Genomic DNA, 15,987 nt, shown 5'->3' on the forward strand with positions numbered 1-15,987 from the left:
GTAGAAGGTGGTGCCTTTAGGAAAGGCGGCGGAGCACAACGGCCTCCCAGGGCAGCAGTTCCTGCCTGTTCCAGTCGTGGCCGGGCCGGTTGTGAAGGAGAACCTCTGCCTGTGCCCATGCCGTGGCGATATCCCTGGCAAGGGTGAAGTCCAGGGCCAGCGGTTCACTGGAGCAGTTGGCCAGGACTAGCAGGGTGGCGTCCGGGCCGGTGCGGGTGTAGGCGAAGAGTTGCGGGTCCTGCAGGTAGAGCAACGTGAACAGCCCGTCGATGACGGCGGGTTCCTCATGGCGCAGGCGGACCAGGCTCTGGTACCAGGCGAAGACGGAGTCCGGATCGGTGCGCTGGGCGGCGGCGTTGAGCCAGGCGTGGTTGGGGTTCACGGGGATCCAGGGCTCGCCCGTGGTGAAGCCGGCGTTCCTGCTGTTGTCCCACTGAACCGGGGTCCGGGCATTGTCCCGGCCGCCCGCGGCGAGGCCGGCCAGGATGTCGCTTGCCCGGCTGCCGCCGCTGCGGGCAATGGCCTCGCGGTAGTAGTTCAGGCTTTCAAGGTCGCGGAAGTCGCCGATGCCGGAAAACTGCATATTGGTCATGCCCAGCTCTTCACCCTGGTAGATGTAGGGCGTGCCGCGCATCAGGTGCAGGACCGTGGCCAGGGCGGTGGCGGACTCGTACCAGTACGCGGAGTCGTTGCCGAAGCGCGAGACGGCCCGCGGCTGGTCATGGTTGTTCCAGTAGAGGCTGTTCCAGCCCACGTCCGCCAGGGCATCCTGCCACTTCGCCAGCGATTGCTTGAGCGCCACCAGGTCCAGCTGCTTGCGGGTGAACTTTCCGCCCGGACCGTGGTCCAGGCCCACATGCTCGAACTGGAACACCATATCCAGTTCCTTCCGGTTCGGGTCCGTGTACAGCCTTGCCAGTTCGGGGGTGGCGTCCACCATCTCGCCCACGGTCATCAGGTCCGCGTCCCGGCCGGCGAATACCTCCCGGTGCATTTCCTGCAGGTACTCGTGGACCCGGGGGCCGGAGCCGTAGAACGGGATCCCGTCGCCCCAGGCCTGGCCGTCGCCCACCGGCCCGTCCGGCAGGCCGGGGTGTTTGGAGATGAAGCTGATGACATCCATCCGGAACCCGTCCACGCCGCGGTCCAGCCACCAGTTCATCATCCGGTACACTGCGTTGCGGACGTCCGGGTTGTCCCAGTTCAGGTCCGGCTGCTTGCGGGAGAACAGGTGCAGGAAGTACTGCCCGGTGGTTTCGTCCAGATCCCACGCGGGGCCGGAGAAGAACGAGCCCCAGTTGTTGGGCTCCGCCCCGGGACCCGGCACCGCACCGTCGCGGGGGTCGCGCCAGATGTACCAGTCGCGCTTGGCGCTTATCCTGCTGGAACGGGAATCCTGGAACCAGGCGTGCTCGTCGGAGGTGTGGTTGACCACAAGGTCCATCACCAGCTTCATGCCGCGGGCGTGCAGGCCGGCGATCAGTTCGTCCAGGTCCTCCATGGTGCCGAATGCCGGGTCCACGGCGTAGTAGTCGCTGATGTCGTAGCCGTTGTCGTCCTGCGGCGAGGCGTACACAGGGGACAGCCAGACAACGTCGACGCCCAGTTCCTCAAGGTGATCCAGGCGGCCGATGACGCCGCGGAGGTCGCCGATGCCGTCGCCGTTGGAATCGGCGAAGCTGCGCGGATAGACCTGGTAGACGACGGCGGCCTTCCACCACTCGTCGTTCGGACGGAGGCTGGGATGCCGCAGTGCGGGCTGGAGGGTCACTTGATGGCTCCGATGTTGACGCCGCGCATGAGGGTGCGCTGGAAGAGAAGGAAGAAGATCAGTGCGGGCAGGATGCCGGCCATGGACGCGGCCGCCAGGGCCGTGGGGTCGGAGGTGTACTGGCCGCTGAGCGCGCCCAGGGATACCGAGACAGTCTGGTTGGCGGCCGAGGGCAGCAGGACCAGGGGAAGGAAGAAGTCGTTCCAGGTCCAGATGAAGAAGAACGTCACCAGCACGGCCAGGGTGGAGCGGGTGAGAGGCAGGACGATGAGCCGCAGGATCTGGAACCGGGTGGCACCGTCCAGGCGTGCCGCTTCGAGGACCTCCAGCGGGAAGGAGCCCAGCACTGAGGCGAGCATGTAGGTGCCGAAGGCGCTCTGGAGGACGGCCAGGATGATGGTGACGCCGAGCAGGGAGTCGTAGAGGTTAAGTTCCCGGGAGAGTACGAAGAGCGGGTAGACCAGCGCCTCCTGCGGGATGGTGAACGCGAGCATGAACACGGCCAGGATCCACACCCTGCCGCGGATCCTGCCGATGCCGATGGCGAAGGCGCTCAGCAGGCTCAGGGTTGCGGCGATCAGGGCCACGCTGCCGGAGAGGATGACGCTGTTCAGCAGCTTCTGGTTGAAGTTGACGCCCGCCCAGAAGTCGATGATCGCCGTGAAGTCCAACTGCGTGGGGATCCCGATCGGGCCGCCGTCGATGTATTCGCCTGAGGGTTTGAACGCGTTGACGAGGGCCAGCCAGAAGGGGAAGACCATCAGGAGGGCGGCAACGGCGAGCAGGGCCAGGATGATCCAGCCGTTGACGCCGCGCCGGTTCCTGGCGCTCCGGGTGCTGTGAGCCGGTTTTTGTTGCGGGGTTGAGGCGGCGGGTGCCGTGTCTGGGGCGGGGGCTGTGGTGGTCACTTGTCGAATCCCTCGGCGTTGCGGGTCTGGTAGCGCAGCAGCACGATCGCGATGATGGTGACCAGCAGCGCCAGGAGGGAGGCGACGGCGGCGCCGTAGCCCACCTGGGTGGTGGTGAAGAAGTTTGAGTACGAGAAATAGGCCGGAACGATGGTGCTGGTCCCGGGCCCGCCTCTGGTGAGGACGTAGATGGGGGCGAAGACCTTCAGTGCTGCCACGGAGGTGGTGATCAGCACCACGGCGATTTCCGGGCGCAGCTGCGGGATGGTGATGCTCCAAAAGCGCTGGAACCAGCCGGCGCCGTCGATCTCGGCTGCCTCGTAGAGGGCAGGGTCAACACGGGAGAGCCCGGCCATGAACACCACCACGGTGTAGCCGATCTGCAGCCAGATCAGGACATTCATCACCGCGAGCATGCTGGTGTCCGCGTCGCCGAGCCAGTTCTGCTTCAGCCAGCCCAGGCCCACCCCGTCCAGGACTGTATTGAGGATGCCGTACTGCGGCTGGTACAGCCACTTCCAGAGGACACCGGCCACCGCGATGGGCAGGATCTGGGGCAGGTAGAACGTGGCCCGAAGGATGCTCGCCGTCCTGGCGCCGAACTTCGGGGCGATGTAGTCGAACAGGACAGCCGCGACGAAGACGCCCAGCGCCGTCGGCACCACCGCCATCGCCACGATGAAGGCGGTGCTGTGCAGGAAGGACGCCCAGAACGCCGGGTCGGCCACCAGGCGCGCATAGTTGTCCAGGCCCACGAACTTCGGGGTGCCCACGCCGCGCCAGTTGGTGAGGCTGTAGTACAGGTTCATGCCGAAGGGGATGGCCACGATGGCGATGAAGCCGATGGCCCCGGGCAGGAGGTAAATCCAGTAGCCGCGCGGGTTCTCCTGCGCGGATCTGCGCCGGGGGACGCGGAGGGGCAGCTGTCGCGGCGCTTGCCGGGTTCGGGCGGCCGGGGCCGGGGGAAGTGCTGTCATGATGTTTCCTTTGCGGTGGCGGCGCACCTGGGTGCGCCGCCACGTGCTGGTGCGGTCGTGCTTGCGGGTGCCGGGCTACTTGCTGGGCTTGCCCTGCTCGTAAGCCGCCTTGATGTTCTCCACGGCCTTCTGCGGGGTCACGTTGCCCTGGACCAGGTCGCTGGTCTGGGCGACCAGGACGTCGTTGAGGCCCGCGACCGGCCAGTCGGGGTACCAGCCCAGGCCGCCGTCGTCGTCATTCAAAAGTTCGTTGAATCGCGGCGTGGTGAGCTTGCCGATCGGGCTGGTGATGGCGTCCGCTTCGGCGGCCACGGGGACCGCGCCCTCGTTGCCCAGCAGGTTCTGGATCTCCGGGCTCATGGTGATTTCCATGAAGTCGTAGGCCAGTTCCTTGTTCTTGGCCTTCTCGGGAACAACCCAGAGATTGCCGCCGGAGCCGGGGTGCAGGTCGGTGCCCGGGAACAGGAACTGGTCGAACTCGAAGTCCTTGATCTCGTCCGCGAAGCTGCCGGCCCACCAAGTGCCGGAGACGAAGATTGGGTACTGGCCGGCCACGAACGCGTTTCCGGCGTCCTGGGCGGCGATGCCGGTGGAGTCCTTGCTGATGTAGCCACGGGCGGTCCAGTCCTGCACGGTCTGCGCGGCCTTCTCCCACGCGGTCCAGTCCACGTCGCCCTCGAACTGCTGGTAGGCGGACCAGGAGTCCTTGTCCATGTTGGCCAGCGCCAGTTCATAGAGCAGGTGCGTGCCGGGGTAGTCCTGGGAACCCAAAGCCAGGGGAGTGATGCCCACCCCGGCGAACTTGTCCATCGCCTGCTCCAGTTCCTGCACGGAGGAGGGGACCTGGATGTTCTGCTGGGCGAAGAGGTCCTTGTTGTACCAGACCGACACGTACTCGCCGTAGTTGGTGATGCCGTACCGCTGGCCGGAGCCCATCACGCCGTCCTGATACAGGCCCACGTCCTGGGCGGTGCTGTCCAGGTCCCAGTTGCGTTCCTTGGCGACGTCGGTGAGGTCGGTCAGGAGCCCGGCCTGGGAGACGACGCCTGCGGTGGCATTGCCCTTCAGGTATTCCAGGACGTCCGGTGCGTCGTTGGAGTCGAGCAGGAGCTGGCCGGACTGCTGCATCTGCTCATAGGTCTTGAGTTCAAACTCCACGGTGACGTCCGGGTGCTTTTCCTCGAAGATCTCGATGGCCCGGTTCCAGCCGGTGGCCAGGGCACTGTCGTCGTTCTCCCACCACCAGACCTTGAGGGTCTTTCCGTCGGGCTCGTTTGCGGGTGCCGAGCACCCCGAGATTCCCATTGTCGCGATGGCCGCCGCCGCGAGAATCGCCGACGCCGCCTTCCACTGCTTGTTCATGCTGACTGACCTCCATTGGTCCACGTTTCAGTTCCCGCCTCCGGGCTGGCATTTATTCTGTTCCAAAACTATTAGGGCCGTCAAGAGGGCCCGAGTAACAAATATTGAGCAGTATTAGTTGTGTAACAAAACTAAAATGGCATGCCAAGATGGAGGAGTGAAAAGTCCATCAGCGTGGTCGGTGCCGCCCACAGACGCGTCCCTTCCGGTAGCCATTGAGGTGTTGCGCCGGGGACCCATTTCCCGGGCGGCCGTGGCCCGCCGGCTAAAGCTCTCACCCGGGTCGCTGAGCCGGCTGAGCGCGCCGCTGCTGGAGGGCGGATTGCTGCGCGAGGTGGGCGAACACAACGACGGCCGGGTCGGCAGGCCCACCCGGCTCCTGGACGTCGACATCGACGCGAAGCACTTCGTGGGCATGAAGCTGCGCGAGAACGAGATCATCGCGGCCCGCACCAACCTGCGGGGGGAAATCCAGAACCACCGTACCCTTGCCATCACGGACCGGAGCCCCGAGGTCGTCGTCGGGCAGATTGCCGGCCTGGCGGCAGACCTGGGCGAGGGCCTGCAGATAGACGGCATCGGCCTCGGCATCGGCGGCCTGATCCGTGACCGGCAGTACGTGGTGGACGCAAAATTCCTTGGCTGGACCGAGTTGCCCCTGGCGAAGCTGGTGGGCGCGGCCACCGGGATTCCCACGCTGGTGGACAACGACCTGGTGGCCTTCACCGAGTACGAACACTGGTTTGGTGAGGGCCGCGAGGACGACCGTTTCGCCGTTGTCACCCTTGGCGTGGGAACCGGCTTCGGGCTGGTGGCCAACGGCGCAATCGTCACCGGGAAGGACTACGGCATCGGGCTCGTGGGGCACTGGCCGCTCGACCCCGCCGGACCCGTCTGCTACGCCGGGCACCGCGGCTGCGCCACGAGCGTGCTGAACTCCGATTCGATTGCCCGGCACGTGTCCGCGGCGCTGGGCCGGACGGTGGGGTACGAGGAAGCCCTGGATCTTGCCGAGGCAGGAGACCCGGCGGCCAGGCGCGTGGCGGACGACGGCGGGCGGGGCCTGGGCAGGCTCCTCGCCGCCATCTGTAACCTGACGCTTCCCGAACGGATCATCATTGCGGGGGAGGGCGTACGGCTCGCCTCGGTGGCCGAGGACGCCGTGCGCGAGGGCCTTGCCCTGGACCGCGATCCGCGCGCCAGCACCCCGCCCATCGTGCTGGGCACCAAGGACAACGTGGACTGGTGCCGGGGCGCAGCCGTCCTGGCCATCCAGGCGTTCGTGCACGGCAAGTTGCCCGCGGTGGCGGCCGCGGGCAGCTGATCCCCTTATCTACCAGGCATTCCAGTTGTCCCAGTTCTCGCCGTCGAAGGCGATCCTGCCGGGCTGCGTATCGCTCCAGTTGGACGTGGTTTTGTCGATGACGGTGCCGCCCACGCTGTAGTTCTCCAGCTTGATGCCGCGGCTGTCCACGGTCTCGTTGCCCAGCGCCACCTTGGCGCTGGATGTGTCCGAGTACCGCTTGAGGTGGCTGGCCTGGGAGGTGTAGTCCAGTCCGTTCCAGCCGTCGATCTTCAGGTTCTTGATGTGGATGTTCTCGGTATTGGCCAACGCATAGATCCTGACGGCGCAGTTGGTGGTGCCCTCGACGTTGATGTTCTCCAACCGGAAATTCTTGACCGTCTTGGCGGTGTCCGCCGTGTTGGTGGCGCCCATGTTTCCCCAGTACGAGGACGAATTGATGATGCAGGTGTTGTACTTGGCGTCCTTCCAGTACATCCGGTTGTGGATCACGTCCGTGTCCGTGACCACCACATTCTCGATGGTGTGCGGCTCCCAGCCCCACTGGATCACAGGGCCGTTCTCGTTCTTCCAGATCACCGTGTTATCCACCGTCACGTTGCTGTGGTACAGCTTCAGGACGTCGTCATTGGCATGGAAGAAGGTGTTGTTCATCCGGCTGCCCTCGTAGAGCTCCAGGCCGTCCGTCTGCCAGTACCAGCTGCCCACCTGCTTGTAGTTGTCCACCCGCATTTCCATGTCGTAGGCGTTCGGTGGCCCGTAGATCACGAAGGAGTGGTAGGGCGGCTCGCTGATGGTGATGCCTTCGACGTCCAGGTACTGCTGCATGCTGGACGAGGACGAGAACTGCAGCATTTTGACGCAGGTGTTGTGGCAGTTTACGCCGCTGCTGTGGTTGAAGCCGTTGGCGGTGTCCGCCTCGTAGACGTACTGCTCGCCGGAGAGCACGCCGCGCCCCGTGACCTTGTAGACGCCTTGAGTGGAGTTGCCGAAGTAGAAGGCACCCTTGACGTAGGCTCCCGGCGCGAGGTAGATCCACTTGACGTTGGCCGGAAGTTCGGCCCGGTATCCCGAGCCCATGTAGTAGGTTCCGGGGCGGAAGTAGATGATGTCTTCGGTGACCTGCTCCAGGTTGTTGACCAGGCCTTCCTCCGGGTACTTGACGGTGCCCGAGGCGGCGGTGGGAATCACCCGCTCCGCCTCGGCGCCGGTCAGGACCGGCTCGGCGAAGATCATCATCGAATTCCGCGGTTCGGTGTGGATGGCGCGGTTGTCCCCGCCGGGGTCTTCCGTCAGGACCCCGCTGGTGCCGGACATATCGTTGTAGGCGGTGAAGTTTTGCGGGGCAAACTCGACCGAGAAGCGGTATCCCGACGCCGCGTAGGGCACCTTCACGCGCACCGTGCTGCTGTCCACAAGCTGCTTTTCGAAGGCGTACTTGCTGGGGCGGATGGTTACCTGCTCCGTGGAGGTGATGGCCTGGCCGGTGAGGAGCTTTACGTCCACCCAGACATCGGTTGCGTATTCGAAACTTGACCAGCTCATGGAAAGGCGGGCGGACGAGGAGAACTCGGCCCCGTCCGGTTCCGTGTAATTGATCTTGCCCTTCCCGCTGCGGGGGATGCTCATGTACGTGAAGGAGTCGTAGCGGGTGGTGGGTGCGGCGGCTGTGGCCACCTGCACCTCATAGGAAGACGACCGGCGGACTGCACCGTTCGAGGTGGGCGAGGTGGTGTTGTATTCGTCGTTGCTGTGCCACCAGGTCCGCAGGTCGGCGCCGGTGGCGGTAAAGCCGGTCTGTTCTGTCGCGGCGGCAGGCTCCTGGCCCGCTGCCGGCAGCAGGAGCAGCAGCGCGAAGGCTGCCGCCACAAGACGGAGGTAATGCTTCATTGCTTTTCCCCTGTTCTAAATCATTCCGGTTACAACTGGTCGGATTTCTCCGTCGAATTTCTGTGTCTGGTTTTTCCTTCCGGTATTTATGCGGGCATGGCAAGAAAAGGCGGGGCCGGATATTTCCGGCCCCGCCTTGGGGATCATGCCTAGGGTGTGAGCCCCACCATCGGGACCACCACAGGTGAGCCCGCCAGCCAGTCCAGCACGTTGGCCTGGCTTTGGCCCTCACGGACGATTACGTCCAGTGCATTGGGATCGCTGGTGTCCGTGTCCCGGGAGGCGATGCCGCCGTCGAAGACGCCGGCGCCGCCGCCGAAACGCCACTCCTTGATCCAAGACGGGTTCCCGGCTGCCCAGTAGGCGCCGTCGTAGACAGGCCGGACGTTGCCGATGCCTTCGCCGGATTCGGCGTTGCCGAACATGGCCACCGCGAACTTCGCCGACGCCGGATCGAGGGTTCCCAGCGCCTCCTTGGGCACCATGGTGACGATCTGCTTCGCTTCCGGCACCGCCAGCAGGCTGACAGCCGAGGTGCGGGTCCCGTCTGGGCCGTAGACGCCGGCGCCGTCGAACCGCCCATCGGTGACGACGACGGAGTCCCAGGCGTGCTCGACGTTGACGTTGGTGCCGGGCAGCGCCGGGGTGGCCGTTGCATCGCCGTTGCTGAGGTAGACGTTGATCCGCTGGTGCGAGATCCCCTGGCCGCCCCACGGGTTGGTGACGTTGCCTGCGATGGTGCTGACGAACGCGTACTTGTCGCCGGCGTCGTATACGTCGACGGCGGTGAGGTCGAACGCGCCGGGCACGTAGACCGGGTTGGTCGGGTACGTGTAGGTGCCCGGGCCGTTGTCATCGCCGGCCGGGTCCTGCAGCCCTCCGATGCGGGTGCCGTAGTGCAGCACGGTCCGTTCCTCGACGGCGGTGCCTCCGTCGGCGCCCACCGCGGCTACCGTCACGTTGTTCTTGGTGCCGGGCAGGGCGACGTCCACGGAGAAGGTGGAGCTGCCTCCGGCGGCCGGGGTCAGCGGGGCTTCCACCACCTGGCCGTTGACGGAGATGTACACCTTGGCTGCGGAGGTGGTGCCGGAGACCGTGGTGCTGTCCGAATCCGAGGTGCTCAGCTGCGCCGGGGACGCGATCTCCAGGGCCGGTTCGGCGATGGCGCCGTTGGCGTAGCGGCTGGCGACGTTCTGCGGCGTTTCCACCGGGGCGCCGTGCTTCACGCCGGCGGCGAGCCGGACGTACTGGGCCATAGCCCAGGACAGCGGGGAGGCCGAGCCGGTGCTGCGGCCCAGTTCGTGGCCGTAGGAGGTGGGCTCGTCCTGGTCCCAGACCTGTTCGGGGATCATGAAGCCGTCGTTGGCCGCCGAGTGCATGGTGGCCAGGTAGGGCAGCGCATCCTCACCGTTCGCCAGGGCATACTCGCCGCGTTCACCCGTCAGTAGGGGCCACAGCCGGCCGATGCCGGTGCCGTCCCAGGGTGAACCGTCGGCCTTTTCGCCATAGCCGTCATAGGTGTAGCGGTGCCACATGCGGCCGCCGGGGGTGTCCTGCGAGATGGAGGCGTCGGTTTCGGCGAGCGAGTCTGCCACGTGCGGGTCGGCCGGCGGCTTCACGCCGAGCCGGACGAACTCCAGGAATCCGGCGTCCAGGACGGCGTTCTCGGGATGGACCCCCGCACCGTTGCCCCAGTCGCGGACGGCGCCGTCGTTCGGGTTGCCGCTGGCGCTGATGCGGAGGTAGTAGTTGCCGTCACCCACCGGGCCGTTGGTGGTGAACATCCACTTTTCGGTGCTGCGCTGCCATTCGTCGGCGGTTGCCCGGTAGATGGCGGCGGAACCGGCGTCGCCGTTCTTCTCGGCGATGTCGCCGGCCGCGGCGAGGGCGGCGATCTGGGAGGCCAGAGTGGATGTGGAGTACCCGCCGGTCTCCTCCCAGCGTTCCTGCGGGGTCTTGGGCCCGGCGGCAACGAGGTAGTCTGCGGCGGGCTTGAGTTCGTTGGCGTAGAAGTCGGCGTCGGTGCGGCCGATCTGGTTGGCCAGCAGGATGGGGAACGCCGTCTCGTCCAGCTGGATGCCGTTCTGGCCCACGGTGCCGTCCACCTTGGATGTCTGCGGGAAATGCCCATCGGGCAGCTGCTGGTACTTGAACAGCCACTCGACACCGCGCCGGGCCGCGTCCTCGTCGCCGGCGGCGAGCAGGGCTGTCACGGACTGGTACATGTCCCGCGCCCACACGGCGTGGTAACCCTCGCGGTGCTGTTCGGCACTCGCGGCCTGGCCCCACGGCGTGGTCAGCGAGGCGATGAACGCGCCGGGGAAGGTCTTGTCCTCGTGGGACTTGACGGTCATCAGGGAGACGTCGTACTGCGTCCGCAGGTCACCCTCCAGTGTCTTGGCGGGCTTGTCCAGGGAACCCAGGTACTGCTTCCACTCCTTGGTGTAGTCCTTGGACACCTTGGCGTAGCCGCGCTTGACCGTGGCGTTGGCGGTATGCAGCGCTTCGTCGGTTGTGGCGCCGAAGCCGAGGGCCAGGGAGAACTCCGTTTTCGCGCCGGTCAGCTGGATCTGGCCGGTCTGGGCGATGTTTCCGGTGCCCGCGGCGGGGTAGGTGGCATCAAGCCTGCCGTCGGCGGCCAGGTCCGTGCCGCCGTCGCTCGTCCCGACGTATCCGGTGCTGGTGGCGCTGAAGCCGGCACTGGACACCAGGGCCGAGGCCACGGGGGTGTCAGGGATGGACAGGTCCTCGGCCACCAGGGCGCCGCCTGTGGTGCTGCCGGTATCCCCGCCGGACGTGCCGGCCAGCGACGGGTCGAACAGGGTGAAGAGCTGGTACTCGCCGCCGTCGAGCACTTCGAAGGTGACGCCGAGCATGACGGACGAGCGCTCCGGGTCCGTCACGTAGGTCTTGGTGAGCCGCCAGCGGCCCGCGCTGTCCTCAGTGATCTGCCGGTAGGTCAGTGCCTGCGGGTCGGCCAGTTCCACGCGGCGGGTGGTGCCTTCATTTTCCAGCTGCCGGTGCGAACCGTCGCTGATGGCGAACTGGAGCTCGCGGGTGTTCGGGGTATCGGCGCGGGGGTAGTAGACCTCGCTGAGGGTCCCCTCGGTCAGAGTGTACCAGACCTTTGAGGCTGTGCTGACGGACGTGCCGACGCCTTCCTTATCGCCCTTCGTCCACGTGGCGGAGGCTCCCGGTGCCCCTGGTGGCTGCTCCACGTCCGCAGTGGCGGGGGCGAGGGCGACGGCCGACGCCGCTACCGCGAGGGCTGCGGCGGCGCAGCTTGTTTTGAGGTGACGCTTCATTGCTCTCCTGGTGATGTGGCTGGGGTGTGCATTCGCCGGAACTAAATTTATAAGGGCCTTTAATAATTCCATGACTAGTATTGGTACCGGCGGTGCATCGGTCAAGGGGTGGGGCATGGGAAGCGGGACAAAAAAGACGGAAGCCACGGTTCCCGTGCTGCGGAAGATTTCCGCGTCCGCTGTGCTTGACGCCGTGATTGCCGGGCCCCTGCTGGATGCCTCCGGCCTGATGGAGGCAACCGGTCTTTCCCGGCCGACGGTTCTGGCCGTCTGCGACGAGCTGCTCGCCCTCGGCTGGCTGGAAGAAGTGGAAGGAACCGGCTCCACGCGGGCCGGACGACCGTCGCGGCGCTTCGGTCTGAAGGCCTCCGCCGGGTACGTCGTGGGAATCGACCTTGGCGCAACCAAGCTGCACATCTGCTTATCCGACCTTGCCGGAACGGTGATTGCCGAGCACCTGGAAAGCTGGCGCGATGAGCATGTCGCCGCCCCCGAGCGGCTTTTGACCGTCCGGCAGCGGATACACAGCATCCTTGATGAGTCCGGCGTGGAGCCCGACCGCGTCCTGGCGGCCGGCATGGCGGTTCCCGCTCCGGTCCGTACGGACGGGCATGCCGTGGCCCTGGAGTCCTACCTGCCCGGGCTGGCGGCCCTGGATCTGCGATTGGCACTCCGGCCTGATTTCGACTGGCCCTTGCTGGTGGACAACGACGCCAACCTTGCCGTCGTCGCCGAGCGCTGGCTGGGGGTGGCACAGGGCATCGACGACGTCGTTGTGCTCCTGTCCGGCGAACGGCTGGGCGCCGGCATCTTCCTGGGCGGGAACCTGATCCGTGGGTGCGGCGCCGCCGGTGAAATGCGGTTCCTGCAGCTTGTGGAAGGCGTGGGAAACACTGACGCCATCGGCGGCATGTGCCGTGAGCTGGGAGCAGTTGCTGCCGCCGAGGTCGTGGATGGCGAGCGTCCCGCAGCGCCGGGCGGGAGCGACCTCGTGCGTCTCTGTGCCGGTGTCCCGGCCGACGTCACAGCCGAAATGGTGCTCACTGCCGCCCGGAACGGCGATGCGGCGGCGCGGGATGTGGTGGACGTCGTGACCGAGCGGACTGCGCGGGTGGTCGCAGTCGTCGCCACCCTGCTGGACCCCCAGATGGTCGTTCTCTCCGGCGGTCCGGCAGGAGCAGGCGACGTCCTCCTACCCCTGCTCGATCAGGCCTTGGACCAGTTCGACGCCCAGCATCCCCGCCTGGCGGCCTCGACGCTGGCAGACCGTGCGGCCCTGCACGGAACGGTGCGGATCGCTTTGGACCACGCCTTCGGGGCGCTGATCTGACGCTACGCGCCGCCCTTGATCTTCCGCCAGCCGCCTGCCCGGTTGTCCGCGATCACGGCCCGGAAGATGTCCAGCAGGGCTTCCTCGTTGACAGGATCGCCCTGGTGGAAAGCGATGGTCCGCCCCGTCTGGTTGCCGTGCCCGCCGGTGATGATGTGCTGCGGGTCCGGGGCCAGGCCGCCGTCGTACAGGAACACGTTGACGTGGTCCTTCGCGGCAAGGAGCGCACAGATATTGCCGTTCAGCACGAAGTAGGGCTGCACGGTGCGCTTGATGGTCTCCTCCACCTCGGGATCCGCGGCATGCACCAGGTCGCGGACCTTTCGGCAGACCTCCTGCTGCCACTCGGGGAGGGCGTCAATGTACTGGTCAACGCGCGGGTCCTTGGCGTAGTCCATGGCCAGGATCATCTCCTGAATTCGATGCGGACGGAGTTGTCGTCCGGAAGGACGATCACCGTTCCATTCTGCGGCGTCCAGCCGTCATGGAGGAAGAAGAAGCGCCCGCCGCTGAGCACCAGCAGGCGCAGGCCGTCATACCGGTAGAGGGCCGCGTCCGCGGTGCCAACGTTCACCTCCGAGACCGCGGCCGAACCGATGCCCAACGGCGTGGGTGAGTACACCTCGGCGCGGGGCATGAACTGCACGCCCTGTTCGTAGTCCACCGCCAGCCGCCGGCCCAGTGCTTGGGCGAAGTCGGCCGTGCCCCAGAAGAGCAGCAGCGTCACGATGCTCAGGACCAGAGTGGTTTCCACCGCGTGCTGCTCGGTGGTGAGGGCCGGACGTGTATCCTCCCGGCCCAGGCGGCGGAGATGGACGCACCAGGTGGCAACCAGCACGCCCAAAGCCATCAGATACGGCGTGTAAAGCGCAGCCCTGGCACGCTCCATGATGGCCACCAGCAGGCTGATGCCCACCAGGAGCCCGCTCAGCAGGGCCGCGATCCCGGCCGCCCGGACAATCACCGCCCTGCCGCTGTCCTCGGCGATGTGCCGGCGCAGCCAGCGGTCGAGTGCCAGCCACACCACGGCCAGGACCAGGATGGACACCAGCGGCACAAAGAGCGGGTTGATGCTGATCAGGAGGTAGTCCTGCACCGAGTACCCGAACAGGCTCACGTTCAAGCCCATGTACGCGGCCTGCGCCTCCGCCCGGGCCCAGCCGAAGTAGAAGAGCAGCGCCGTTGCCACCGTCAGCGGCGGGCCGACGGCGGAGATCACGCCAAAGGCGCGCGACCAGGAGGACCGCTCGTCGCCCTTGTCCTCGGTCATGATGCCGTGCCCGACGGCGGCAGGCACGTCTGCGGGTCCGCGTAGTCAAGGGTGACGGTCCCCTGCACCGTATAGTCGGCGTCGGCCACGGCGATGCTGACCGTGACGGGGCCCGCCGCTTCGATGGGCGGGGCCAGGAAGTAGAGGTCGCCGGGCGGATAGTTGAAATCGTCCGGGCTGTTCCTGAATCCCACGGCTGCGATGGCCGTTCCCACGCTGACGGACCGGACCGAACCTGCCGGCAGGCCTTCAAGGGTTCCCACCAGGACCACCGGGGCGCCCGCGCACATGGGGGCGGGCGGGGAGTTCCGCGCATCGTCCTCGAGGAATTTGAGGTCCGGCGGGCAGGCCGTGCCCGGCCTCGGGGCCAGGGTGAAGGGGACGGCCGGGTTTTGCCGCCGGAACCCGGCGATGTCCTGCAGCACTTCAAAGGCAGCCACGGACCAGCAGTCGGATGTGGCCAGGGTTGGTGCGGGGATCGTGGCGAGGGCCGCCGCGCCGCTCTCCCAGGCGGCCTGGTCGCCGTTGAGACCCAGGCACAGCGTCGGCGCCAGTTCCAGCATGGTGGTGGCTGTGGCGGGATCTCCCTGGCTGGTGCAGTTCAGGCCTTTCAGGTCTACGTACCAGACGGGGTCGCCGCGTCCCACCGGGCCGATGGGAAGCCAGTCGAGGACCACGGCCTCCGGTGCGGGCGGCTGGTTGGGCGCGGGTGGACCGGGCGGCTGCGGGGGTGGCGGGTTCGGCGCCGGAGCGGCGGGCGCCTGGCCCGGCGCCGGGGGACCGGGCGGCTGCGGGGGTGGCAGGTCCGGGGCGGGAGCGGCGGTTGCGCTCGCGGATGCCGGTGAGCCTGCGGAACTTGTGGAGCCTCCGGACGCCGGGCCACCGCCGTCGTCATTGCTGCCGGCGAAGCACCCGGACAGAAGCAGCGCGAGGACCGCCGCCCATGCTGGGGCGGCCGCGCGGCGCAGGCCCTCGTTCACTGCGGCATTATGCCGCGGAAGGCGTTACTGCGCCGTTACTGGGTGGCGGCCGGTGAGTGGCGTGCCGTGAGCCGCCGGGCCAGGAGGGCAACGGGGATGATCAGGAACCACAGGAACGGGGTGTTACTGCCCAGCACGAACGCGGCCGGAATGCTGAGCAGGAACACCGCGGGGGCAGTGAGCCTGGCCAGGAACACGCGCCGGTGCTCGGTCTCGTTCACCGTGTCATCGGTCAGGCCCTTGCGCCACGCGTAGGTCCACATGCCGGCAAGCGTCAGGTAGACGCCGGAAATGGTGGCCGCATACAGCACGCTGGGCCACGGACTGGGGTTCCCGCCGTAATCGCTCAGGACGGCGGTGGGCGCGGGGAGCATCACGATGAAGAAAAGCAGCGGCATGTTCAGCCACGCCAGCTGCGGGTTGAAGTCCCGGATGCGGAAGAAATCGTTGTGGTGGGACATCCATACCCGCGCGATGATCAGGAACGAAAGGGCGAACGCCAGCAGCTCCGGAACGGCGCCCGCCAGCTCGGCGGTCAGGCGCTCGGAAGGGATGCCCAGGGGCAGTTTCAGGTCCAGGGCCAGGAGCGTGAGGGCGATGGCGAACACCGCGTCGCTGAAGAAAACCATGCGTTCGAGCGGCACCGATTTATCCACGCCAAGACCCCCTGAGCCGAAACACCGATGGCCACATTTTGCCCTATCCCCGCCGCCGAATCGGTTCCATAATGGCTACGTAAGCTTCGGGGACTCCCGCGCTGATGATGGCTGGCGCAGCGGTTCGGATCCCAGGTGGCCGCCCCGGCAGTCGGCGCAAAGGGCGGGCACGCGGCCTGTTCCGGAAACGGCACGGCCGGCACAGGGGGAGAGCATCGCCATCAAAAGCGCAGCA

12 protein-coding genes are annotated in these 15,987 nt (G+C 66.7%); 2 read left to right on the forward strand and 10 right to left on the reverse strand.

The annotated features are described in order from the left end of the window. Nucleotides 1-16: 16 nt before the first annotated feature. From ACJJV6_RS12835 to ACJJV6_RS12850, 4 genes are all read right to left on the reverse strand, one after another. Entirely contained in the window at nucleotides 17-1,771 is a 1,755-nt protein-coding gene (locus tag ACJJV6_RS12835; protein WP_407709065.1) for an alpha-glucosidase, read from the reverse strand. Beyond that, nucleotides 1,768-2,679, reverse strand: coding sequence for a carbohydrate ABC transporter permease (locus tag ACJJV6_RS12840; protein WP_407709066.1), 912 nt, complete (start codon nucleotides 2,677-2,679; stop codon nucleotides 1,768-1,770). The genes ACJJV6_RS12835 and ACJJV6_RS12840 overlap by 4 nt, the downstream gene beginning before the upstream one ends. Further along, the gene (locus ACJJV6_RS12845; RefSeq protein WP_407709067.1) at nucleotides 2,676-3,656 is read right to left on the reverse strand and encodes a carbohydrate ABC transporter permease; all 981 of its coding nucleotides are present in this window, start codon (nucleotides 3,654-3,656) and stop codon (nucleotides 2,676-2,678) included. The genes ACJJV6_RS12840 and ACJJV6_RS12845 overlap by 4 nt, the downstream gene beginning before the upstream one ends. A gap of 75 nt (nucleotides 3,657-3,731) precedes the next feature. After that, the gene (locus ACJJV6_RS12850) at nucleotides 3,732-5,018 is read right to left on the reverse strand and encodes an ABC transporter substrate-binding protein (RefSeq protein WP_407709068.1); all 1,287 of its coding nucleotides are present in this window, start codon (nucleotides 5,016-5,018) and stop codon (nucleotides 3,732-3,734) included. Between the two features lie 157 nt (nucleotides 5,019-5,175). Between ACJJV6_RS12850 and ACJJV6_RS12855 the strand changes: the two genes are divergently transcribed. Next, nucleotides 5,176-6,342 carry an ROK family protein gene (locus tag ACJJV6_RS12855; protein ID WP_407709069.1) on the forward strand — a complete coding sequence of 389 codons (1,167 nt, stop codon included), beginning with the start codon at nucleotides 5,176-5,178 and terminating at the stop codon, nucleotides 6,340-6,342. Nucleotides 6,343-6,351: 9 nt separating this feature from the next. On the opposite strand, the gene ACJJV6_RS12860 is transcribed toward ACJJV6_RS12855, so the two are convergent. After that, entirely contained in the window at nucleotides 6,352-8,211 is a 1,860-nt protein-coding gene (locus ACJJV6_RS12860) for a family 49 glycosyl hydrolase (RefSeq protein ID WP_407709070.1), read from the reverse strand. A 149-nt stretch (nucleotides 8,212-8,360) separates the two neighbouring features. Further along, the gene (locus tag ACJJV6_RS12865) at nucleotides 8,361-11,516 is read right to left on the reverse strand and encodes a glucan 1,4-alpha-glucosidase (protein WP_407709071.1); all 3,156 of its coding nucleotides are present in this window, start codon (nucleotides 11,514-11,516) and stop codon (nucleotides 8,361-8,363) included. A gap of 70 nt (nucleotides 11,517-11,586) precedes the next feature. On the opposite strand from ACJJV6_RS12865, the gene ACJJV6_RS12870 reads away from it, so the two are divergent. Beyond that, the gene (locus ACJJV6_RS12870; protein ID WP_407709072.1) at nucleotides 11,587-12,846 is read left to right on the forward strand and encodes an ROK family transcriptional regulator; all 1,260 of its coding nucleotides are present in this window, start codon (nucleotides 11,587-11,589) and stop codon (nucleotides 12,844-12,846) included. Between the two features lie 2 nt (nucleotides 12,847-12,848). Here the strand turns inward: ACJJV6_RS12870 and ACJJV6_RS12875 are convergent, their stop codons facing one another. Genes ACJJV6_RS12875 through ACJJV6_RS12890 form a run of 4 tightly spaced genes read right to left on the reverse strand, consistent with a single transcriptional unit; the run spans nucleotide 12,849 to nucleotide 15,752 of the window. Next, entirely contained in the window at nucleotides 12,849-13,256 is a 408-nt protein-coding gene (locus ACJJV6_RS12875; RefSeq protein ID WP_407709073.1) for a DUF1801 domain-containing protein, read from the reverse strand. Further along, nucleotides 13,253-14,143: a hypothetical protein gene (locus ACJJV6_RS12880; RefSeq protein WP_407709074.1), complete on the reverse strand. Its 891-nt coding sequence runs from the start codon at nucleotides 14,141-14,143 to the stop codon at nucleotides 13,253-13,255. The genes ACJJV6_RS12875 and ACJJV6_RS12880 overlap by 4 nt, the downstream gene beginning before the upstream one ends. Continuing rightward, nucleotides 14,113-15,096 carry a hypothetical protein gene (locus tag ACJJV6_RS12885; RefSeq protein WP_407709075.1) on the reverse strand — a complete coding sequence of 328 codons (984 nt, stop codon included), beginning with the start codon at nucleotides 15,094-15,096 and terminating at the stop codon, nucleotides 14,113-14,115. The genes ACJJV6_RS12880 and ACJJV6_RS12885 overlap by 31 nt, the downstream gene beginning before the upstream one ends. Before the next feature lie 35 nt (nucleotides 15,097-15,131). Then, nucleotides 15,132-15,752 carry a TMEM175 family protein gene (locus ACJJV6_RS12890; protein ID WP_407709076.1) on the reverse strand — a complete coding sequence of 207 codons (621 nt, stop codon included), beginning with the start codon at nucleotides 15,750-15,752 and terminating at the stop codon, nucleotides 15,132-15,134. Nucleotides 15,753-15,987: the final 235 nt, after the last annotated feature.

The organism is Arthrobacter nitrophenolicus, from assembly GCF_045833485.1.
Lineage (GTDB): Bacteria > Actinomycetota > Actinomycetes > Actinomycetales > Micrococcaceae > Arthrobacter > Arthrobacter nitrophenolicus.

What these genes read in the sequence shown, in the direction of transcription:
- ACJJV6_RS12870 (WP_407709072.1), top strand. Translation starts at nt 11,587, where the DNA reads ATGACTAGTATTGGTACCGGCGGTGCATCGGTCAAGGGGTGGGGCATG.
- ACJJV6_RS12845 (WP_407709067.1), bottom strand. Translation starts at nt 3,656, where the DNA reads ATGACAGCACTTCCCCCGGCCCCGGCCGCCCGAACCCGGCAAGCGCCG.
- ACJJV6_RS12850 (WP_407709068.1), bottom strand. Translation starts at nt 5,018, where the DNA reads ATGAACAAGCAGTGGAAGGCGGCGTCGGCGATTCTCGCGGCGGCGGCC.
- ACJJV6_RS12865 (WP_407709071.1), bottom strand. Translation starts at nt 11,516, where the DNA reads ATGAAGCGTCACCTCAAAACAAGCTGCGCCGCCGCAGCCCTCGCGGTA.
- ACJJV6_RS12875 (WP_407709073.1), bottom strand. Translation starts at nt 13,256, where the DNA reads ATGATCCTGGCCATGGACTACGCCAAGGACCCGCGCGTTGACCAGTAC.
- ACJJV6_RS12860 (WP_407709070.1), bottom strand. Translation starts at nt 8,211, where the DNA reads ATGAAGCATTACCTCCGTCTTGTGGCGGCAGCCTTCGCGCTGCTGCTC.